Source organism: Amycolatopsis silviterrae (genome assembly GCF_042684085.1).
GTDB classification, from domain to species: domain Bacteria; phylum Actinomycetota; class Actinomycetes; order Mycobacteriales; family Pseudonocardiaceae; genus Amycolatopsis; species Amycolatopsis silviterrae.
In genome coordinates this window covers 41,300-61,074 of record NZ_JBHUKS010000003.1, presented here as the reverse complement: position 1 = coordinate 61,074, position 19,775 = coordinate 41,300, and the positions used below count along the sequence as shown (strand labels likewise).

The 19,775-nt window shown below is 68.4% G+C and carries 20 protein-coding genes and 1 pseudogene; 14 read left to right on the top strand and 7 right to left on the bottom strand.

Going from position 1 to position 19,775, the window contains the following annotated elements; translation table 11 throughout:
• From ACFSVL_RS01965 to ACFSVL_RS01930, 8 genes and pseudogenes are all read left to right on the top strand, one after another.
• Positions 1-196, top strand: a pseudogene (locus ACFSVL_RS01965) (carbohydrate ABC transporter permease); the annotation flags it as partial.
• A gap of 90 nt (positions 197-286) precedes the next feature.
• On the top strand, positions 287-742 hold the full coding sequence (locus tag ACFSVL_RS01960; RefSeq protein ID WP_378299801.1) for a DUF4190 domain-containing protein: 456 nt from the start codon (positions 287-289) through the stop codon (positions 740-742).
• Between the two features lie 537 nt (positions 743-1,279).
• Positions 1,280-2,995, top strand: a complete 1,716-nt coding sequence (locus ACFSVL_RS01955; protein ID WP_378299799.1) for a TIGR03767 family metallophosphoesterase — start codon at positions 1,280-1,282, stop codon at positions 2,993-2,995.
• A 52-nt stretch (positions 2,996-3,047) separates the two neighbouring features.
• Positions 3,048-3,449: a PaaI family thioesterase gene (locus ACFSVL_RS01950; RefSeq protein ID WP_378299798.1), complete on the top strand. Its 402-nt coding sequence runs from the start codon at positions 3,048-3,050 to the stop codon at positions 3,447-3,449.
• A gap of 74 nt (positions 3,450-3,523) precedes the next feature.
• Positions 3,524-4,780: a peptidase C39 family protein gene (locus ACFSVL_RS01945; protein ID WP_378299796.1), complete on the top strand. Its 1,257-nt coding sequence runs from the start codon at positions 3,524-3,526 to the stop codon at positions 4,778-4,780.
• A gap of 42 nt (positions 4,781-4,822) precedes the next feature.
• Entirely contained in the window at positions 4,823-5,326 is a 504-nt protein-coding gene (locus ACFSVL_RS01940) for a DinB family protein (protein ID WP_378299794.1), read from the top strand.
• A gap of 126 nt (positions 5,327-5,452) precedes the next feature.
• Entirely contained in the window at positions 5,453-6,550 is a 1,098-nt protein-coding gene (locus tag ACFSVL_RS01935) for an S-(hydroxymethyl)mycothiol dehydrogenase (RefSeq protein WP_378299792.1), read from the top strand.
• A 65-nt stretch (positions 6,551-6,615) separates the two neighbouring features.
• Positions 6,616-7,173 (top strand): gamma-glutamylcyclotransferase, encoded by a 558-nt coding sequence (locus ACFSVL_RS01930; RefSeq protein ID WP_378299790.1) that lies wholly within the window; start codon positions 6,616-6,618, stop codon positions 7,171-7,173.
• Here ACFSVL_RS01930 and ACFSVL_RS01925 read toward each other — a convergent pair.
• Positions 7,166-7,879, bottom strand: coding sequence for a class I SAM-dependent methyltransferase (locus ACFSVL_RS01925; protein WP_378299788.1), 714 nt, complete (start codon positions 7,877-7,879; stop codon positions 7,166-7,168). The genes ACFSVL_RS01930 and ACFSVL_RS01925 overlap by 8 nt on opposite strands.
• Before the next feature lie 28 nt (positions 7,880-7,907).
• On the bottom strand, positions 7,908-9,515 hold the full coding sequence (locus ACFSVL_RS01920; protein ID WP_378299786.1) for an FAD-binding oxidoreductase: 1,608 nt from the start codon (positions 9,513-9,515) through the stop codon (positions 7,908-7,910).
• Between the two features lie 16 nt (positions 9,516-9,531).
• Between ACFSVL_RS01920 and ACFSVL_RS01915 the strand changes: the two genes are divergently transcribed.
• From ACFSVL_RS01915 to ACFSVL_RS01895, 5 genes are read left to right on the top strand one after another with little or no spacing between them, the layout of a single operon-like run.
• On the top strand, positions 9,532-10,176 hold the full coding sequence (locus tag ACFSVL_RS01915) for a TetR/AcrR family transcriptional regulator (protein WP_378299784.1): 645 nt from the start codon (positions 9,532-9,534) through the stop codon (positions 10,174-10,176).
• Positions 10,173-11,720 carry a glycerol-3-phosphate dehydrogenase/oxidase gene (locus ACFSVL_RS01910; protein WP_378299782.1) on the top strand — a complete coding sequence of 516 codons (1,548 nt, stop codon included), beginning with the start codon at positions 10,173-10,175 and terminating at the stop codon, positions 11,718-11,720. The genes ACFSVL_RS01915 and ACFSVL_RS01910 overlap by 4 nt, the downstream gene beginning before the upstream one ends.
• Positions 11,721-11,772: 52 nt before the next feature.
• Positions 11,773-12,024 (top strand): helix-turn-helix transcriptional regulator, encoded by a 252-nt coding sequence (locus tag ACFSVL_RS01905; RefSeq protein WP_378299780.1) that lies wholly within the window; start codon positions 11,773-11,775, stop codon positions 12,022-12,024.
• A complete protein-coding gene (locus tag ACFSVL_RS01900; RefSeq protein WP_378299778.1) occupies positions 12,024-12,926 on the top strand; it encodes an ABC transporter ATP-binding protein in 903 nt (300 codons plus the stop codon). The genes ACFSVL_RS01905 and ACFSVL_RS01900 overlap by 1 nt, the downstream gene beginning before the upstream one ends.
• Positions 12,923-14,101, top strand: a complete 1,179-nt coding sequence (locus ACFSVL_RS01895; protein WP_378299776.1) for an ABC transporter permease — start codon at positions 12,923-12,925, stop codon at positions 14,099-14,101. The genes ACFSVL_RS01900 and ACFSVL_RS01895 overlap by 4 nt, the downstream gene beginning before the upstream one ends.
• On the opposite strand, the gene ACFSVL_RS01890 is transcribed toward ACFSVL_RS01895, so the two are convergent.
• Entirely contained in the window at positions 14,090-14,713 is a 624-nt protein-coding gene (locus tag ACFSVL_RS01890; RefSeq protein WP_378299774.1) for a class I SAM-dependent methyltransferase, read from the bottom strand. The genes ACFSVL_RS01895 and ACFSVL_RS01890 overlap by 12 nt on opposite strands.
• A gap of 37 nt (positions 14,714-14,750) precedes the next feature.
• Here ACFSVL_RS01890 and ACFSVL_RS01885 point away from each other — a divergent pair, with 37 nt between their 5' ends.
• On the top strand, positions 14,751-15,191 hold the full coding sequence (locus ACFSVL_RS01885; protein WP_378299772.1) for a MerR family transcriptional regulator: 441 nt from the start codon (positions 14,751-14,753) through the stop codon (positions 15,189-15,191).
• On the opposite strand, the gene ACFSVL_RS01880 is transcribed toward ACFSVL_RS01885, so the two are convergent.
• From ACFSVL_RS01880 to ACFSVL_RS01865, 4 genes are all read right to left on the bottom strand, one after another.
• Positions 15,178-16,530, bottom strand: coding sequence for a cryptochrome/photolyase family protein (locus tag ACFSVL_RS01880; protein WP_378299770.1), 1,353 nt, complete (start codon positions 16,528-16,530; stop codon positions 15,178-15,180). The two genes, ACFSVL_RS01885 and ACFSVL_RS01880, sit on opposite strands and share 14 nt — an antisense overlap.
• A gap of 69 nt (positions 16,531-16,599) precedes the next feature.
• Complete coding sequence (locus ACFSVL_RS01875) at positions 16,600-17,916, bottom strand: citrate synthase (RefSeq protein ID WP_378299768.1); 1,317 nt, start codon at positions 17,914-17,916, stop codon at positions 16,600-16,602.
• Between the two features lie 190 nt (positions 17,917-18,106).
• Positions 18,107-19,048, bottom strand: a complete 942-nt coding sequence (locus ACFSVL_RS01870) for a carbohydrate kinase family protein (RefSeq protein WP_378299766.1) — start codon at positions 19,046-19,048, stop codon at positions 18,107-18,109.
• A gap of 55 nt (positions 19,049-19,103) precedes the next feature.
• The gene (locus tag ACFSVL_RS01865) at positions 19,104-19,691 is read right to left on the bottom strand and encodes a TetR/AcrR family transcriptional regulator (RefSeq protein WP_037369544.1); all 588 of its coding nucleotides are present in this window, start codon (positions 19,689-19,691) and stop codon (positions 19,104-19,106) included.
• Between the last annotated feature and the right edge of the window lie 84 nt (positions 19,692-19,775).

Genomic DNA, 19,775 nt, shown 5'->3' with positions numbered 1-19,775 from the left:
GCCGCTGATCATCGCGCAGTCGCCGGACTCGTGGACGGTGCAGGTCGCGCTGTCCGGGCTGCTGACCGCGCAGAACCCGCAGCTGAACCTGCTGTTCCTGGCCGCGGTGCTGTCGATTGTGCCGATTGTGCTGTTGTTCGCGTTTCTCCAGCGATATCTGGTACGCGGGGTCACCGAATCCGGGCTGAAAGGCTGAAACCCGCCCCATCGGCGGACCAGCGCGCGTAACGTTCCGGCGTTGCCCGCCGACGACTCAGCGTCGCCACAGTTCGCAGGAGTGCACGCCATGACGGATCCCTATCAGCAGCAGCCCTACCCTGGCCAGGACCCGGCGCAGGGGCATCCGTCCGGGCCAGTGCCCTCGCCTGGGTATCCGGCTGGGCCTACGCCTGGGTATCCCGCGCCGTATGGAGCGCCGGGGTATGGGGCGCCGTATGCCTCGGCTTATCCGCCGGTGGTGCCGTTGAAGACGAGCGGGCTTGCGATCGCTGGGATGGTCGTGGGGATTGTCGCGTTGATCTTCTTTTGGGTGCCGTTTTTTGACATCGTCGCGGCGGTTACCGCGATCGGGTTGTCGTGGGCGGGGATGGTGCAGGGTGGGAAGCCTGGGTGGACTGGGCAGGGGATGGGGATCGCCGGGCTGGTGTGCGGGATTTTGGCGGCTATTCCTGCGGTGATCTTTTTGATCTGGTTCATCGTGTCGTTGTCCGCGGTGGGGGCTACCTGCGCGTTTTACTGCTGAGGGTCTTCTGGGGGCTGCTCGTCGCCTGGCGGCGACGTTGCATCCGGGAGTGTGGTGGGGGCACCCCGAAGCTTGATTGTGATGACGGTCTGAGGGTGCTTGTCAAGGCGGGAAAGATGCCTTGACAAGCACCCTCAGACCGCATTTGGGCTTCGTATCGGGGTGCGGGGGTGGGTCTGGGTGCCTCGCTCGCTGAGTGCATCGGTGGCGGTTCGGGTCGTCCGTGAAGGACTCCTTGAGGGAATCTGGGTCTGTGAAGGGGCCCCTCACGGACCGCCGGACTCGCCAAAGGTCGTGAGGGGAACCCTGACGGAATCAGAGTCCGTGAAGGTGGCCCTCACGGACGGCCTCGGTCTCGGTCTCGCGTCTGATCAGCCCTCCGTTCGGCGGTAGTGCGGCTCAATCCGGTGTGACAGAGTCTCCCGCGTTGTCACGGCAAATGTGAGAGACCTTCGCGTTCTGCTTTGGCTTCGTTCACCGGCCGGTCATCGGGGTCCGGGAGCGTGCCGTGAGCACTGCGAGACCGGGGAGTGAGACATGGCGGAACTGACCAGGCGGGCGTTCACCACTGCGGGCGCGGCTGGCGTGGGGCTGCTGCTCTGCACGCCGACGGCCAACGCGCTGGACCGGGCGCTCCGGCGGACCACGCAGCGGGCCGTCCGTACTGCCGGTACGACGCTTGACCAGGCTGCTTCCGGCGCGCCTACCGGGTACTCGCGGCTGAGCGCCGGGCCGGGCTGGCCGGTCGCGGTCCGGGGTGATCTTGTCGAGGGCAAGGCGGGGCGTGACGATCGGCGGACTGCGCTCGGGGCGTTCGTGCAGTTCACCGACCTGCATATCACTGACACCGAATCGCCTGCTCGGTTCGAGTATCTGCATCCGTTCATCGGGTCCGCGCATCGGCCGCAGGAGGCGCTCAACACCGTCGCGACCAGTGCGCTTGTCAAGCGGGTCAACAGTCTGCGCGCGGGGCCGTTTACCGGGCGGCAGTTCGACTTCGTCATGACCACCGGGGACAACACCGACAACCACGAGCTTCTCGAACTCGACTGGTTCCTCACCACGCTCAACGGCGGCGCGATCACGCCCAACTCCGGCGACCCGAATCGCTACGAGGGCGTCCAGGCGTCCGGTAACCCGGGGTTCTGGAATCCGGGCACCCGGCTCGCGGACGACTACACCAAGAAGGGCTTTCCGCAGATCCCCGGTCTGCTCGAAGCGGGGATCGCGCCGTTCACCGCGCCGGGACTGAATCTGCCGTGGTACTGCACGTTCGGCAATCACGACGACAGCGTCGTCGGCACGCTGCCGGAGGGTATTCCGGGCATCGAGGCCTGGTACACCGGCAAATACAAGGTCATCGGCAAGGACGAGAGCAGCGCGCGCAAGCTTGGCACCGCCATCCAGAACGGGCAGAGCGTGCCGCTCGGGGAGCTGTTCGGCGGCGGCACCATCCGCGAAGTTACGCCGGATCCGCGCCGGCGGCCGTTCAGTACCTCGGAGTTCGTCAAGGCGCATCTCGCCGCGAAGAACACCGGGCCGGGGCCGGTCGGGCACGGGTTCACCGACGCCAATTCCGACGGACAGAACGTTTACTACGCCTTCCGCATCGCGCCCGGCGTCACCGGGATCAGCCTCGACACCACCACCCAGGGCGGGTTCGCCGACGGTTCGATCGGGCTCGCGCAGTTCAACTGGGTCGAGTCGACGCTCAAGCGGAACAGTTCGGTCTACTACGACTTCTTCGGCCGCAAGGTTACCCACGCCGTCACCGACGAGCTGTTCGTCCTCTTCAGTCACCACACCAGCGGCACCATGGGCAACCTCCTGCCCGACGCGCGTCATCTGCTGGACCCGCGGCTCAACGGCGACACGTTCGTCGCCATGCTGCAGCGTTTCCCGAACGTCGTCGCCTGGGTCAACGGGCACACGCACCTCAACAAGATCACCCCGCACGTCGGCAAAACCCCGGCGCAGAGCTTCTGGGAGATCAACACCGCCAGCCACATCGACTACCCGCAGCACGCGCGGGTCATCGAACTGGCCGACAACCACGACGGCACGCTCTCGGTGTTCACCACGCTCATCGAGGCCGACGCTCCGTACGCCGTGGACTACTCCGCCCGTACCCCCGACGCGCTCGCCTCCATGTACCGCGAGTTCTCCTACAACGACATCCACGCCAACCTCAGCCACGTCGGCGAAGCGGGCGACCGCAACACCGAACTTCTGCTGACCAACCCGCTCAGCTGATTACCCGCGGGGTAATCGACGCCATGCGTCCGGCTGCGGTTGACTGCTCGGTATGACCGACGTCGAGGGCACGCAACTGTTCCACCAGACGATGCCGTTCAGCGAACGGCTCGGCATCGAGGTGCTGGAGCACGGCAAGGACCTGGTCCGCAGCCGGATCGCGTGGGACGAAACGCTGTGCACGCTCGGCGGCACGCTGCACGGCGGCGTCCTGATGGCGCTGGCCGATTCGACCGGCGCCGTCTGCGCGTTCCTCAATCTTCCCGAGGGCGCGCAGGGCACGACGACGCTGGAGTCCAAGACGAACTTCCTGCGCGGTGTCCGTTCGGGGTATGCCACGGCGTCGGCCAAACCATTGCACGCCGGGCGCCGAGTCGTGGTCGTCGAGACCGAGATCCGCGACGACGACGGCAAGCTCGCCGCGAAAATCACCCAGACGCAGGCCGTACTGTAGCGGCGGCTCTTTACTTACCCGCTCCGGACGGCGAAAATCTTTGGCTACCACTGGGGTCTGGGGACGGAGCCGGAATGCGCGTTCGCGGGTTGTGCACGTTACTGTCCATCGTCATGCTCACGGCTGGTGCGGCACAGGCCGCCGCGGAACCGCAGCACGCGCGCAACGACGAGGCCATCGACTACCACGAATGGTCGTCCGGCTCGTTCTTCGCGGGCCGGCTCGACGGGCTCGGCTTCGGGTACGGCGGCCTGCGGATCACGCGTCCGGCGGGCAGCGTCGCACACACCGAACCGAAGCTCGGCACCACGCGCACCTACGACTACGGCACCTGGACGTCGCCGAAGTACCGGCAGGGCTTCGACGCGACGCAGCTGATCGCGTCGTGGAACGCGCGCACGCCGGAGAAGACGTGGCTGGAGGTGCAGGCACGCGGCCGGACGGCGGGCGGGGCCGAGACCACCTGGTACACCATGGGCCGCTGGGCCAGCGGGGACGCCGACATCCAGCGCACCAGCGTCGACGGGCAGAGCGACGCAAACGCCTCGGTCGACGTCGACACGCTCGCCACGAAGGCCGGGGTCACGCTGCGCTCGTACCAGCTGCGCGTGACGCTGTACCGCGAGCAGGGTTCGCCTGCCACGCCGACGCTGTCCTCGCTCGGCGCGATGACCTCGAACGTTCCGGACCGGTTCGACGTGCAGACCACCAAGCCCGGCCGGGCGCGCGGGATCGAGCTGAAGGTGCCGCCGTTCGCCCAGAACATCCACAAAGGACAGTTCCCGCAGTACGGCGGCGGCGGGGAAGCCTGGTGCAGCCCGACGTCGACCGAGATGGTCGCCGAGTACTGGGGCCGCAAGCCGTCCGCGCAGCAGATGGACTGGATCCCGGCGGACTACCCGGACCGGTCGGTCGTCTACGCCGCGCGCGGCACCTACGACTACGCCTACGACGGCACCGGCAACTGGCCGTTCAACACCGCGTACGCCGCTTCGCTCGGGTTGCGCGGCCACATCACGCGGCTGCACGACCTCAACGAACTCGAGGGCTACATCGCGCGCGGCATCCCGGTGATCACCTCGCAGTCGTTCCTGGCCAGCGAACTGGACGGCGCGGGCTACGGCACGGCCGGACACCTGATGGTCGTCGTCGGGTTCACCCAGGCAGGCGACGTGATCGCGAACGACCCGGCGTCCAGCTCCGACGACCGCGTGCGCACGGTGTACAAGCGCGACCAGTTCGAGAAGATCTGGCAGCGCACGAAGCGGCACACCGACAGCGGCTCGGTGGCCGGCGGACCGGGCGGGGTCGCGTACATCATCACGCCGTAAACGCGCTGGTTCCCTTGCCGTTCCGGGGCTACAGTCCCGTCCGTGACTGAGCCTCCGGATTCCCTGTCGGACCCGCGCGAGCTGCTGCTCGCTTACCTCGACTACTACCGGGCCACGCTGCTGCGGAAGCTGGACGGCCTGTCCGACGACCAGCTGCGCACCAGCAGGCTCCCCTCCGGCTGGACTCCGCTGGAGTTGCTCAAGCACCTCGCGTTCGTGGAGCGGCGGTGGCTGCGCTGGGGGTTCATGGCCGAGCACGTGGACCCGGTCTGGGGCGAGAACGACCCCGAGACCGGGAAGTGGTCGGTCGGCGCGGACGAGTCGGCGGAGTCGGTTCGGGAGCTTTTCCTGGAGGAGTGCGAGGCGTCTCGGGCGATCGTGGCTCGGGCGCAGCTGGAGGATATCGCGCGTGGTGGCGGGCGCTTCGGGGAGGGGCAGCCGCCTGCGTTGAGCTGGATTCTGTTTCACGTGCTGCAGGAGTATGCGCGGCATGTGGGGCAGCTCGATGTGGTGCGGGAGCTGGTCGACGGGGTGACCGGGGAGTAGGGGGTCGTGAGTGGCGATCCCGGTTCTCACCGCGATAAACACTCACGAGCCTGGGCTATGGCGACATGCGCATGATCCGTGATTAGCTGCCCACGGGAACGCTGTCTCGGTCGAAGGGTTGTGCGCATGCCGTACGAGGTCCAGGGAGTCGTGTCACGGGCCAAGGGTGAGCCAGTCACGCTGGAGACGGTGGTGGTGCCCGATCCCGGACCGGGCGAGGCGGTCGTGTCGGTGCAGGCGTGCGGGGTGTGCCACACCGACCTGCACTACCGCGAGGGCGGGATCAACGACGAGTTCCCGTTCCTGCTCGGGCACGAGGCCGCGGGACGGGTGGAGCAGGTCGGCGCGGGCGTCACCGATCTCGCGCCCGGCGATTACGTGATCCTCAACTGGCGCGCGGTCTGCGGCACCTGCCGGGCGTGCAAACGCGGCAAGCCGTGGTACTGCTTCTCCACTTTCAACGCCGAGCAGCCGATGACGCTCACCGACGGCACGAAGCTGTCGCCCGCGCTCGGGGTCGGGGCGTTCCTCGGAAAGACTCTCGTCCACAGTGGACAGTGCACGAAGGTCGACGAGCGCGCCGAGCCCGCCGTCGCCGGGTTGCTTGGCTGCGGCGTGATGGCCGGGCTGGGCGCGGCGATCAACACCGGCGCGGTCGGCCGCGGCGATTCGGTCGCGGTGATCGGCTGCGGCGGCGTCGGCGACGCGGCCATCGCGGGGGCGCAGCTGGCCGGTGCGACCACGATCGTCGCGATCGACACCGACGACCGGAAACTCCAGTGGGCCAAGGACTTCGGGGCCACGCACACGGTCAACAGCCGCGGCCTCAGCGAGGAGGACGTGGTCGCCGCGATGCAGGACGCGACGAACTCGTTCGGCCCGGATGTCGTGATCGACGCGGTCGGCCGTCCGGAGACCTGGCGGCAGGCGTTCTACGGCCGCGACCTCGCCGGCACCGTCGTGCTGGTCGGCGTGCCCACGCCGGAGATGAAGCTCAACGACCTCCCGCTGATCGACTTCTTCTCGCGCGGCGGCTCGCTGAAGTCCTCGTGGTACGGCGATTGCCTGCCGTCGCGGGACTTCCCGATGCTCGTCGACCTGTACCTGCAGGGCAGGCTGCCGCTGGACAAGTTCGTCACGGAGCGGATCGGCGTCGACGGCGTGGAGCAGGCCTTCGAGCGCATGCACCACGGCGACGTGCTGCGCAGCGTGGTGGAGTTCTGATTCTCTTCGCCGACGCGGACTACCCGGCCGACCCGTACCCGGGCACACGGCCGGACTGTTCGTACGTGCACCACGACGGCGCTGGCCACGCGTTGGCCACCGCGCCGCCGGGGTGGCGTACGCGCACGCCGGTGCTCGCGTACGGGTCGAACGCGTGCCCGTCGAAGATCACCTGGTTGCGCACGCAGCTCGGGCTGACCGGCCCGGTCGTCGCGGCCCGGGTCCGGTGCACCGGGCTCGCCGCGGTGTGGGCCGCCGGGATGCGCGAACGCGACGGCCAGCGCCCGGCAACGCTCACCGCGCTGCCGGGCTGGACCGAGGACCACTTCGTGTGGTTCGCGACGCCGGAGCAGCTGGCCGTGCTGGATGTCTGCGAGGGCCGCGGAAACCGGTACGACCTGGCGGTGCTGGACAACGCCGACATCCGGCTGGACGGCGAGCTGCTGTCCGGGGTGCACGCCTACGTCGGAGCTGCGCCGGTCCGGTTTCCGTTGCTGGTCAACGGCTCTCCGGTCCTGGTCGCCGACGTCGCGCAGGCCGAAGCCGCGTTGCTCGCCGGTGAGCCAGCGGCGGGGCACGGTCTCGCCTGCACCGTCCTGCCGCCGGAGCACACCTTTAGCTGACCCGAGGGTCCGGAATCGCGCGCACGGTCAGGAAGCCCAGCGGTTCCTGGGCGAGCTTGGCGTGCCGTTCGGGATCGACCGCGGCCGCGGCGTCGGACGGACGTCCCTCGCTCAGCTGCTCGATCAGGAAACCGGCCTCGCGCAGCTCCTCGCAGGTGCGTTCCAGCGGAGCCAGCCAGTACCGGACCTTCCAGCCGCGGCTCCAGACCTCCTCGATCACCCGGACGTCGAAGTAGTTGCCGCCGTGGCGCAGCCAATCGCCGGTCGGATGCTGCCTCGACAGCACCAGCGCGCCATCCGGCCGCAGCACCCGGCGGAACTCGCGCAGCGCGCCGACCCGGTCGTCCACGTACTCCAGCGCGAGGGCGAACAACACCCGATCGACTGACGCGTCCGGCAGCCAGGTCAGCGGTTCGGCCAGGTCCTGCACGCGGAACTCGCCCTCGGGCACCCGCTCGCGGCTCAGCTCGACCATGCGCGGGCTGAGGTCGAACCCGGTCACTCGCGCACCGCGTCCGACCAGCTCCTCGGCGTACAGGCCGGGACCGCACGCGGCGTCGAGGACGTGCTGGCCGGCGACGTCGCCGAGCAGTTCCAGGCAGGCCGGCCGGTCGTAGTGCGCGTTATAGAACCCGTTCTGCGCGTGGTCGAGGAATTCGTCGGCGAACACTTCGTATTGCGGAAAGGAACCCACTGCATCACTCACCCGCGCCAGTCTGCCCGCGCGGGCGCGTTCAGCCGAGCAGTTTTCCGGGGTTCAGGATGCCAGTGGGGTCCACCGCGGACTTGGCCGCGCGCAGGACGTCCAGCCCGATCTTGCCGATCTCCGCCTCCAGGTACGGCGCGTGGTCGACCCCGACCGCGTGGTGATGGCTGATCGTCCCGATGCCGGTGATCGCCTCGCAAGCCGCGGCTTTCGCGCGCTGCCACTGTCCGACGGGATCGCGGTCGTCCCGCGAGGTCAGCACGGTGAAGTACAGCGACGCACCGGTTTCGTAGGCGTGCGAAACGTGGCACATCACGATCGCCTGGCCCAGCGAGGCCACCAAAGCCGCCCGCACGGCGTCGTGCAGTTCGTCCAAATTGGACCAGTAGGCCGCGGTCTCCAGGGTTTCCACGCAGACGCCGAGGTCCAGCAAGGCGTCCCGCTGCCGCGGACCGTTGAACCGCCCGTGCCGCCACGATTCGCCGAGCACCTTGCCGATCCGCAACGCACCCGAGCAGCGCAGCATCGCCGACGTCCGCCGACGCCGGACCACGTCGCCTTCCCATCCGACGATCAGCAGGCACGGGTTCTTGATCCCGCGCGCCTTGAGATAAGCCTTCAGCGCCGCGGTCTTCAGCCCGGCGTTGAGCGAGAACGACACATTCGTCTCGTCCACATCGGACAGTCGGGTGACGTCCGCCAAACCGTGGTCTTGTGCGAGCTTCCGCACCGCCGCCGCGCCGGCCTCCCAGCCGTCGACGATCCAGCCCTCGTAGTGCCGCTGCTCCGGCAACGGCCGGACCCGCAGCGCGACCTCGGTGATCACGCCGAGCGTGCCCTCGCTGCCGACCGCGAGCTGCCGCAGATCCGGCCCGGCCGCGGACGCCGGCGCGACACCGAGCCGCCACTCCCCCTTCGGCGTGGCCAGCCGGATCCCGGCGACCATGTCCTCGAACCGGCCGTAACCGGACGACGCCTGCCCAGCCGAACGCGTCGCCGCGAACCCGCCGATCGTGGCGCGCTCGAACGACTGCGGAACGTGCCCGAGCGTGTACCCGTGCGCCGCCAGCAGCCGTTCCGCCTCTGGACCCCGCACGCCGGCCTGCAGCACCGCGATCCTCGACACCGGGTCCACCGACACCAGTTCGTCGAGCCGCACCAGGTCCAGCACGACCACCGCCGCCTTGTCCCCGCGCAGCGCCGCGACCCCGCCGACCACCGAGGTGCCGCCGCCGAACGGGACCACGCCGATGTCGTGCCGCACGCAGAGGTCCAGCACCGCCTGGACCTGGTCCGGGTCCGCGGGCAGCAGCACCGCGTCGGGCACCGGCACCTCGTCGCCGGCCCGTGCGTGCAGCAGGTCCAGATAGGACAGACCACCGGTGCGCCCCAGCCGTTCCTGCGGATCGACCAGCACATAGTCCGCGCCGAGAAGGTCCTCGAATTCGGTACGGACGGGCACAGTCAGCGCGGACTCGGCGACCGGCGCCGCAGCGCCGGTTTTTCCGCCTCGATCCGGGCCGACCTGGCCGATACGCTGGCCAAGCCACCGGACCGCGCGATCGGGCAGACCGGCCGAGGCCGCGCCCTCCTCGGTCCACGAACGCCGGATGCGGTGGTTGATGAGATCGCTCACGACTACAGTGTGACACATGGACGTCAAACGTCACTCCCGACCGGGAGCGGCCCCCTCCGCGCTCGCGGACGCCCGCAGCCGCCCGACCTCGGCCCGCGTCGCCGACGACGAACTCCTCGACGCCGCGCGCCAGTGCGTGCTCGCCGTCGGCGTCCGGCGCACGACGCTCGCCGAAATCGCCCGAACCGCGCAGGTCAGCCGCATGACGGTGTACCGGCGTTTCCCCGACGTGCGCAGTGTCCTCGCCGCGCTGATGACGCGCGAGTTCAGCGGCCTGCTGCAGCGGGTGAACGAGTCCGGCGACCACACGGCGCACGCCCGCGCACGCATCGTGCACCTGGCGGCGGCGAGCGTCGGCGCGCTGTCGGCCGATCCGCTGTTCCGGACATTGCTGGATGTCGACGCCGAACTAGTGCTGCCGTACATCGTGGAACGGCTCGGCGCGACGCAGCACTTCGCCGAGCGGGTGCTCCTAGGCCTGCTCGAAGAGGGACACCGAGACGGCTCGGTACGCCCCGCCGAGGTGTCCGCACAGGCCCGATCGGTGCTGCTGGTCGTGCAGTCGTTCGCGTTCTCGCTGCGTCCGGCCACCGCGGATGTCGACGAGGCCGCGCTGCTCGCCGAGTTCCGACACCTGGTCGAAGCGGGGTTGAAACCATGAGCACCGGATCCCTCAACGCGCACCGCCGCGAACGCGAACTGTCCCGGCTGGTCGATGGCGAACGGGTGGACGTGCTCGTAGTCGGCGGCGGCGTCACCGGCGCGGGCATCGCGCTCGACGCGGCGGCACGAGGCCTCTCCGTCGCGCTGGTGGAAGCGCACGATCTCGCGTTCGGCACCTCGCGCTGGTCCAGCAAGCTTGTGCACGGCGGATTGCGTTACCTCGCCAAGGGCGAACTCGGACTGGCGCACGAAAGCGCCGTGGAGCGCGGGATTCTCATGACACGCACCGCGCCGCACCTCACACGCGCGATGCCGCAGCTTTTCCCGCTCTACCCGGGTACTTCCGCCGCCCAGCAGGCGTTGATCGCCACCGGACTCCGGGCTGGCGACGGGTTGCGCCGTGCCGCGCGTACGCCGTCTTCGGTACTGCCCGGGCCACGCCGGATTCCCGCTGCTGAAGCACTGGCGCTATCCCCCGGCCTCGCCCCCGCCGGACTGCGCGGCGCGTTGCTGGCGTACGACGGTGCGTTGGTCGACGATGCCCGGTTGGTCGTCAGCATTGCCCGTACGGCAGCCTTGCTCGGGGCTCGGATCCTGACGCACCTGTCGGCGGTTTCCTTGTCTGGCACCGAAGCTCGGGTAAGTGACGGCTCTTCTTCGTACACACTGCACGCACGGCAAGTCATCAACGCGACCGGCGTCTGGGCGGACACCCTGACCGATTCCGTCCAGCTGCGCCCTTCCCGCGGTTCTCACCTGGTCCTCGCGCCGGACACCGTGCGAGTCGGTGCGACGTCGGTGAACATCCCCGTTCCCGGCGAGACCAACCGGTTCGTATTCCTGCTGCCACAGCTCGACGGTCGAGTCTACTTAGGACTCACCGACGAACCGGTCTCCGGCGATGTCCCAGATGTCCCGACGGTTCCGGAGTCCGATGTGGACTTCCTGCTGTCAACCGCTTCTTCCGTTCTGAACCGTCCCTTGACCGCCGCGGACGTGATCGGCTCGTACGCCGGATTGCGGCCGCTGGTCTCCGGTTCCGCCGGACGCAGCGCTGATCTGTCACGGAAACACGCGGTGATCACCGGTTCCGACGGGGTGCTCACCGTGGTCGGCGGGAAGCTCACGACGTACCGGCGCATGGCCGAGGACGCTGTCGATGCCGCCCTGACGCACGCCGGACTGCCCGCTGGCCCGTCCCGCACGTCAAAGCTGCCGCTACTCGGTGCCGCACCACGCTCCCGACTGTCGCTTGTGGACGCTCCCGCGCGACTGGTGGCCAAGTACGGCACCGAAGCACCCCGAGTGGCCGCGCTCGGCGAGGTTGAACCGGAATTCGCCGCCCCACTGTGCGCGTCGACGGAAATCACCGCAGCCGAGGTGGTGTGGGCCGTCCGCCACGAGGGCGCGACGACCGTCGAGGACGTCCTCGAACGCCGCACCCGGCTGGCCCTCGTCCCGGCCGACGCCGAGGCGGCCCGCGAGCGGGTGGCCGAACTGGTCGAGAAAACCCTGGCCGGACTGCCCGGAAAACCTGGGTAACTACCGGCAAGGCAGCTTGACGGGTCGTTGGGTTTTTGCAACAGTGCGGTCCATGAGCCCGGTGCGGCGTGGCAACGAGCCGCCGATTCACAACCGGCTTTCGGTGCTGCGCGCGGAGCGCGGGATGAGCCGGGCGGATCTCGCCGAGGCGGTCGAGGTCAATCCGCAGACCATCGGCGCGCTGGAGCGCGAGGATCACTATCCGAGCCTCGATCTGGCGTTGCGCATTTGCGCGGTGTTCGGCCTGCCGGTGGAGGCCGTGTTCAGCCGCGCGTCGGTTCCGGGCCGGGAGGGGGACGCCTGATGCTCGAGATCGACCGGGTCAGCAAGCGGTTCGGCGCGAAAACCGCGCTCGACGGCGTGAGTTTCACCGCCGCGCCGGGCGAGCTGTTCGGGTTCGTCGGCAGCAACGGAGCGGGCAAGACCACCACGATGCGGATCGCGCTTGGCGTGCTGGCCGCGGACTCCGGTGAGGTGCGGTTCGCCGGCCGGCCGGTCACGCACGACACCCGCGCGCAAATCGGGTACATGCCGGAAGAACGCGGCCTGTACCCGAAAATGAAGGTCCTCGACCAGCTCGTCTACCTCGCCGAACTGCACGGCCTCAGCACCAACGACGCACACCGCGCCGCCGAACTCTGGATCGCCCGGCTCGGGCTCGGGCCGCGGCGCAAGGACGACGTCCAGAAGCTCAGCCTCGGCAACCAGCAGCGCGTGCAGCTCGCCGCCGCGCTCGTGCACGACCCGGCGCTGCTGGTGCTCGACGAACCGTTCTCCGGACTCGACCCGCTCGCCGTTGACGTGCTCAGCGGCGTCCTGCGGGAGAAGGCGGCGACGGGCGTGCCAGTGGTGTTTTCCAGCCACCAGCTCGACCTCGTGGAACGGCTGTGCGACCGGATCGGCATCATCCGCGACGGCCGGATGGTCGCGGTCGGCACGGTCGACGAGCTGACCCGCGACGCCGGACGCCGTCTGGTCGTCACCGCGCCCAGCGCGAATCCCGGTTGGGCCACAACGGTTCCCGGCGCGCGCGTGCTCGAAAACCACGGCCCCACCACCGTGCTGGAGCTTTCGCCAAGCGCCGACGATCAAGCTGTGCTCGCGGCCGCACTGGCCACCGGCCCGGTGACAGAATTCAGCCACCGACGCCGCACGCTGACCGACCTGTTCCGCGATTCGGTCGCGACCCCTGGAGCACCTCGATGAACCGGATCCGTCCTGCCCGCGCGGTGCGGCTGGTGGCCAAACGGGAACTCAACGCGCGGCTGCGCACCCGGTCCTTTGTGCTCAGTACCGCGGTGATGCTGTTGCTGCTGCTGGGTTACGTCACCCTGCAAGTCTTTCTCGCCGGTGACCGGGATACCACCAAGGTCGCGCTCGCCGGGCAGGCGCAGGGCATAGCCATGCAGCTGGAGAACAACGACCGGCACCTCAAGGTCGTCCGGGTCCAGTCCGAATCGGACGGACTGACCCAGGTCCGCGACGGCGACGTCGACGCGCTCATCTCCGGCAGCGCTTCCCGGCCACGGGTGATCGTCAAGTCCACTTTGGATCCTCAGCTGCGGACAGTGCTGGACAACATCGCGCAACAGCAGGTACTGGACGCTCAGCTGTACTCCGCCAACCTCGACCCCGCCGTCGTGCACCAGGCAGTATCCGCCGCCCACGCCGACGTGCAGTCTCTCGAACCGGCGGACCCGGAGGCCGGAGCGAAGCTCGTGACCGGGATCGTGATCGCGATTCTGTTGTACGCCAGCATCATGACCTACGGCATGTTCGTCGCGCAGGGCGTCGTCGAAGAGAAATCCAGCCGGGTGGTGGAAATCCTGCTCGCCACGGTCCGGCCAGCGCACCTGCTGCTGGGCAAGGTCATCGGGCTCGGCCTAGTCGGGTTGACACAGCTCGCGATCCTCGCCGCGGCCGGGTTGATAGCTGGCGGCGTGTCCGGAGTGTTCTCGATTTCCGGCGTCGCGCTGGGCACGCTTGGCTGGGGTCTCGTCTGGTACGTGCTCGGGTTTTTCCTCTACGCCATGCTGTACGGAGCGGCTGGCGCGCTGGTGTCACGGCAGGAGGACACGCAGGCGGTCGTCGGGCCGGTGAATATCGCGCTGGTGATCGGGTTCGTCGCGGGGATCAACCTGCTGACGCAAGCCCCGCACGGAACGGCGACGCGGATTGTGTCACTGATTCCGTTGCTGTCGCCGGTCCTGATGCCCGCTCGGATCGCGCTCGAAACGGTGGAGCCGTGGGAAGTCGCGCTTTCTCTGGCGCTGACCGTGGCGCTGATCGCCGTGGTCACCTGGGCGGGGGCGCGGGTGTATCGGAATGGCGTGCTGCGGGTCGGCAGCCGAATGCGGCTGGCCGACGCACTACGCCGTTGAGCCGAGGACGCACACCACCGGCGGCTCCAGGTCGAGGATTTCGATGCGGAGCTGCGCGAAACCGGCTTCGGTAAGCACTCCCGTCAACTCCTCGACCACCGCGGTCGAAGCGACCCCCGGCATGCGCGGTTGAGACACCAGCGCAACGCGCCCGCCAGGACGCAACAACCGGGCGAGTTCGCGCAGCCGGGCAACCGGATCCGGCCACATGCCTAGCGTGTTGACGGCCAGCGCGGCATCGAACGGCCCGTCACTGAGCAGCAGATTCTCCACCGACGCGCACACCAAACGCACTCGCCCGGCCCGGATCGCCGCCCGATTTCGCCGCTGTGCTTGACGAATCACCACCGCCGAATGGTCAACACCGACCACCCGTTCCGCGTGCGCAGCCAGCGCGGCAACGGCCACCCCGGGACCACAACCGAGTTCGAGAACCCGCTCTCCCGGCTGTACCTCAAGCAACTCGACGGCCCAGCGGTTGCGAACGACATTCGACGAACGCCGCCCCATGATCCAGCCCGCCACCCGCCCCGGAAACCCCGTCGGCCGGTGGAATTGCGCGATCCCGCCGCGCGGGCCCCACCAGCGCAGAACCCGGTCCATAACGTCCATGGGGCGAGCAAACCACTTCGAGTACGCTTGAAGTCAAATGAACGAGCCCACGTTGTCCATCGGCGAACTGGCGGAGCGCACCGGCGTGCCGACGAGCGCGCTGCGCTACTACGACGAACTCGGCCTCGTGCGCCCGGCGGAACGAGAAGCGGGCCGTCGGCGCTACGCCGAGTCCGCGGTCAAAGACGTCGGAGTGCTGCTCTTCTTCCAGGAGATCGGCTTCACGCTGTCCGAAATCGGACGGTTCCTCACCGGCGAACAAGACGGCCGGCAGGAGATGATCGACGGCAAACTCGCCGAACTGACCGAGCAGCAGCGCCGCATCGAGGTCGCCCGCGCCGCGCTCGAACACGGGAAGCATTGCCCGGCCAGCGATCCCCTGAAATGCCCGCGCTTCTGGGCGATCATCGAGGAACGGCAAAACGGCCTATCGCTCGCGGAAAGCCACGAGCGAGCACACGACACTAAGACCCCGTGATCGCCCCGTACCGCTGCAGCGCGACCTGCCGTTCCTCCGCGTGGTCGACGATCGGCTCCGGGTACGCCTCCGGGCGCTCCTTCAGCACGTGTACCGCTTTCCCTGCCACCCCACGCAATTCCGGCACATACCTCCGCACGTAATCGCCCTGCGGATCGAACTTCTGACCCTGGGTGGTCGGGTTGAAGATCCGGAAATAGGGCGCGGCATCCGTCCCGGAACCGGCGACCCATTGCCAGTTCAGCTGATTCGACGCGAGATCGCCGTCCACCAGATGCTGCATGAAGTGCCGCGCGCCCCACCACCACGGCAAATGCAAGTCCTTCACCAGGAAACTAGCCACGACCATCCGGACCCGGTTGTGCATCCAGCCCTCGGCCAGCAACTGCCGCATTCCCGCGTCGACGATCGGGTACCCGGTCCTTCCCTCGCACCACCGCGCGAACATCTCCTGCGCGGTTTTCCCGGTGTCGTAACGCATTCCGTCGAACCGACGGTCGTAGTTCCGCCGGGCGGTTTCCGGCCGGTTCCACAGGACGTCGGCGTGGAACTCGCGCCAGCACAGCTCAGACCGCAACGCCTGCGCTCCCTCTGAGGAGTCCAGGTCGGCCAGCATCGTCCGCGGATGGATCGCACCCCACCGCAAGTACGGCGAAAGCCTGGTGGTGCCGGAATGATCCGGCCGATCGCGTTCGGCCGCGTAATCCGCGATGCCGTCGGAGAGAAACTCATGCCACACCGACAGCGCGGCTTCCTCTCCCGCTGGCGGCAATGCACAATCCACCGAAGGAGATTCCGGCAACGACACCGAAGAAGAAGGCTTAACCCAGTCCACAATAGACACATCGGTGTCCGCCGGACGCGGCCAGCCGTGCTGCGCCCACGCGCGATAGAAGGGAGTGAAAACCCGATACGGGGTACCGTCCGGCTTAGTGACCCGCCCCGGCGTCACCGCATAGGGCGAACCCGTCGGAACCCACTGAATTCGGTGCTCCGCCAAGGCTTCCGCCACCGCTTCGTCCCGCGTTCGCCCGTATGGCGCAGTATCCGCGGAGACATGCACCGCCGCCGCCCGGATCTCCCGCGCCGCGGCGACGACCTCGCGCACTGGATTTCCGCAGCGCACCATCAACCGGCCGGACAACGCATTGTCCAGTTCCCGCAAGGAATTCAGCAGAAACGCGACCCGCGGCGAGCCGGCGGGCTTGAGCAGCCGGTCGTCCAGCACGTACAGCGCCAGCAGGTGTTTGCTGTGCTTGGCCGCTTCAAGCAGGGCGGCGTGGTCCCGCAGCCGCAGATCCCGGCGGAACCACAGCACGACCGGCGCTTCCATCGTCATGCCGCCCAACGATAAACGCCCCGCCGCGCGAAAGCACGGCGGGGCGTTTCACCACGGAAAACCGGGGACTCAGCGCTCCGACATCGGCGTGTAGTCCCGGGACGCGTGCCCGGTGTAGATCTGGCGCGGGCGGCCGATCTTCGTCTGCGGGTCGTTGATCATCTCGCGCCAGTGCGCGATCCAGCCGGGCAGCCGGCCGAGCGCGAACAGCACGGTGAAGAACTTCGTCGGGAACCCGAGCGCGCGGTAGATCAGACCGGTGTAGAAGTCCACGTTCGGGTACAGCTTGCGCTCGACGAAGTAGTCGTCGGACAGCGCGGTTTCCTCAAGCTTCTTGGCGATGTCGAGCAGCTGGTCGCCGCCCTTGAGCTTGCCGAGGATCTCGTCCGCGGTGTTCTTGATGATCTTCGCGCGCGGGTCGTAGTTCTTGTAGACCCGGTGCCCGAAGCCCATGAGCTTGACACCCTGCTCTTTGTTCTTCACGCGGTTGACGAACGTCGCCACGTCGCCGCCGTCGTCGCGGATGCCCTCGAGCATCTCCAGCACCGCCGCGTTCGCACCGCCGTGCAGCGGGCCGAACAGCGCGTTGATGCCCGCCGAGATGCTGGCGAACAGGTTCGCCTCGGACGAGCCGACGAGCCGCACGGTGGAGGTGGAGCAGTTCTGCTCGTGGTCGGCGTGCAGGATGAACAGCAGGTCGAGCGCCTTCGCGACATCCGGGTCGACCTCGTACGGCTCGGCCGGGAAGCCGAACGTCATCCGCAGGAAGTTCTCGACCAGGCCCAGCGAGTTGTCCGGGTACAGCAGCGGCTGGCCGACGGACTTCTTGTACGCGTACGCCGCGAGCGTCGGGACCTTCGCCAGCAGGCGGATGGTGGACAGCTCGACGTTGGGCTCGTCGAACGGGTTCAGCGAGTCCTGGTAGAAGGTCGACAGCGCGGAAACGGCGCTGGACAGCACCGGCATCGGGTGTGCGTCGCGCGGGAAGCCGGAGAAGAACGCCTTGAGGTCCTCGTGCAGCAGGGTGTGCCGCTGGATCCGCTCGGTGAAGTCGGCGAGCTGGGCCTCGGTCGGCAGCTCGCCGTAGATGAGCAGGTAGGACACCTCGATGAAGGTGGACTTCTCCGCCAGCTGCTCGATCGGGTAGCCGCGGTAGCGCAGGATGCCCGCATCACCGTCGATGTAGGTGATGGCCGACGACGCGGCTCCGGTGTTGACGAACCCGGGGTCGTAGGTGATGTACCCGGTCTGCGCCAGCAGCTTTCCCAGTTCGATTCCCGGGGCGCCCTCGACCGGCTTGACGACCTTGAACTCGTGCTCGCCGTTCGGCAGGCGCAGCGTCGCGGTTTCGCCGCCGGACTGCCCCGCATTCGTCGCGTCGGACATGCAGGTCCCTCTCACGTTGGGCACGGAGCGGCGGCGCCTGCAGGTTCCGCAGTAGCCACGTGTTCACGCGAGGAAACACGCGCCTCGCTGCACACCGCCCCGCTGGGTATGAATTCACCACTACGCTAGTCGAAGGGTGGGTCAGTCCGCACTCGCTGCGTTGCCCCAAAAGGCCCCATTGGGACCAGGTTCACACGGTGGCAGCCATATCCGCGACAGTCGGCGGCTCCGCCCCGCTGCGGGAGACCGTGATCGAGGCCGCTTTCGCCGCATAAGCAAGCGCTTCGGTCCACGCGCCGGCGTCGAGTGCGGCCAGGTCGCGCACGGTGCGTTCGTGCAGCCAGGCCAGCAACGCGCCCTGCACGGTGTCGCCGGCGCCGATCGTGTCCGCCACAGTCACCTTGCGGGACGGAACGTGTGCCAGCTCACCAGCCGAAGTGATCACAGCCAAGCCGTCCGCGCCGCGGGTGAGCACGACGGCGTCCACACCGGACTCCACCCACGTTTTCGCGGCGGCCACCGGGTCGGCTCCCTCGGTGAGCCACGCGGCGTCGTCGTCGGAGATTTTGAGCAGCCGGACGTCCGGCAGCCACGAGGCGAAGCGCGCGCGATAGGCCGCCGGGTCGGTGATGAGCGCCTCCCGGATGTTCGGGTCGAGCACCGTCAGCGTCCCACGCGCGGATTCGCGGCGCAGAATTTGCTCGTACGCGCTCGCGCCGGGTTCCAGCACCATGCCGAGGGTTCCGAGCGACAGCGCGGTAGTTTCTTCCGGCAGCGCACCAGGATCGGCGACCAGCCGGTCGGCGGTTCCCTCGACGTAGAAGGTGTATTGCGCGGCGCCGCGTTCGTCGAGCGCCACGACCGCGAGCGTGGTCGGCTCGTCGCCGCGCTGCAGCAACGAAGTGCCGACGTTCGAAGCGGAAAGACGATCCGCCAGCGCGACGCCGAACCGATCGGTGGAAACCCTGGACAGGAACGACGTCGGCACGCCGAGCCGGGCCGCCGCCAGCGCGACGTTGTATGGACCACCGCCGAGCCGGGGCAGCAGCGCGCGCAACCCACCGTCCACAGTGGAATCCAACGGTTCACCCGGAACGAGGTCGACCAGCGCCTCTCCACCCACCACGATCACAGTCGGCGAGTGTAGAGGAACCGGCGCTGACAATTCCTGTCCCAATGCGGACAAATCAGTTCTTGTCCAGTCCGCCGAGCAAAAGTTCGCCGAGCGCGGTGAACGCTTCCGCGTCGGACACGTCGGTGCGCCTGCCGAGCACCCCGGTCTGAATGCCCTCGATGATCAGTCCGGTCATTTCGGCCACGAGCCGCGCGTGCACGTCGCGGAACACTCCGTCGGCGACGCCCTTGTCGATGAACGCGCGGATCCGGCGGGCGGCGGCGCGGCTGTTGAGCTGATAGGTGTCGCGGGCGGGCGCGAACGCGGCGATGTCGGCCATGAACTCCGGTGACGCCCGGTTCAGGTGCTCGGAAACGCCGGAAAGGTACTCGCCGATCAGCTCGCGCGCGTCGTCGATGCCCGCGATCCGCTTCTCGAGGCGCTCCGCGGCGTCGCGGAAGAAGTGCGCGACCACCTTGACCGCGAGCTGCTCCTTGCTCGGCGCGAGCGCGTACAGCGTCGACTTCGAACAGCGCAGCCGGGCGGCCAGGTCGTCGAGCGTGAAGCCGGCGAAGCCCTCCGCCAGGAACAACGCCTCTAACTCGCGCAGCAGCGCCTGCTGCCGCGCGGTGGGCCGGCGACGGGCTTCAGGGGTGGACATCACGCAACTATCTCCTACCGATCCGGGACAGCCCCGCTCCGCATACGGTACTCTCTGATGGCCGTCAGTACTGTTTTCAGTACC

Coding starts and splice junctions, on each gene's coding strand:
- ACFSVL_RS01895 (WP_378299776.1), top strand. CDS start 12,923: ATGAACCGGATCCGTCCTGCCCGCGCGGTGCGGCTGGTGGCCAAACGG.
- ACFSVL_RS01935 (WP_378299792.1), top strand. CDS start 5,453: ATGCCGTACGAGGTCCAGGGAGTCGTGTCACGGGCCAAGGGTGAGCCA.
- ACFSVL_RS01960 (WP_378299801.1), top strand. CDS start 287: ATGACGGATCCCTATCAGCAGCAGCCCTACCCTGGCCAGGACCCGGCG.
- ACFSVL_RS01890 (WP_378299774.1), bottom strand. CDS start 14,713: ATGGACGTTATGGACCGGGTTCTGCGCTGGTGGGGCCCGCGCGGCGGG.
- ACFSVL_RS01950 (WP_378299798.1), top strand. CDS start 3,048: ATGACCGACGTCGAGGGCACGCAACTGTTCCACCAGACGATGCCGTTC.
- ACFSVL_RS01885 (WP_378299772.1), top strand. CDS start 14,751: ATGAACGAGCCCACGTTGTCCATCGGCGAACTGGCGGAGCGCACCGGC.
- ACFSVL_RS01865 (WP_037369544.1), bottom strand. CDS start 19,691: ATGTCCACCCCTGAAGCCCGTCGCCGGCCCACCGCGCGGCAGCAGGCG.
- ACFSVL_RS01880 (WP_378299770.1), bottom strand. CDS start 16,530: ATGACGATGGAAGCGCCGGTCGTGCTGTGGTTCCGCCGGGATCTGCGG.
- ACFSVL_RS01945 (WP_378299796.1), top strand. CDS start 3,524: ATGCGCGTTCGCGGGTTGTGCACGTTACTGTCCATCGTCATGCTCACG.
- ACFSVL_RS01875 (WP_378299768.1), bottom strand. CDS start 17,916: ATGTCCGACGCGACGAATGCGGGGCAGTCCGGCGGCGAAACCGCGACG.
- ACFSVL_RS01905 (WP_378299780.1), top strand. CDS start 11,773: ATGAGCCCGGTGCGGCGTGGCAACGAGCCGCCGATTCACAACCGGCTT.
- ACFSVL_RS01900 (WP_378299778.1), top strand. CDS start 12,024: ATGCTCGAGATCGACCGGGTCAGCAAGCGGTTCGGCGCGAAAACCGCG.
- ACFSVL_RS01915 (WP_378299784.1), top strand. CDS start 9,532: ATGGACGTCAAACGTCACTCCCGACCGGGAGCGGCCCCCTCCGCGCTC.
- ACFSVL_RS01955 (WP_378299799.1), top strand. CDS start 1,280: ATGGCGGAACTGACCAGGCGGGCGTTCACCACTGCGGGCGCGGCTGGC.
- ACFSVL_RS01910 (WP_378299782.1), top strand. CDS start 10,173: ATGAGCACCGGATCCCTCAACGCGCACCGCCGCGAACGCGAACTGTCC.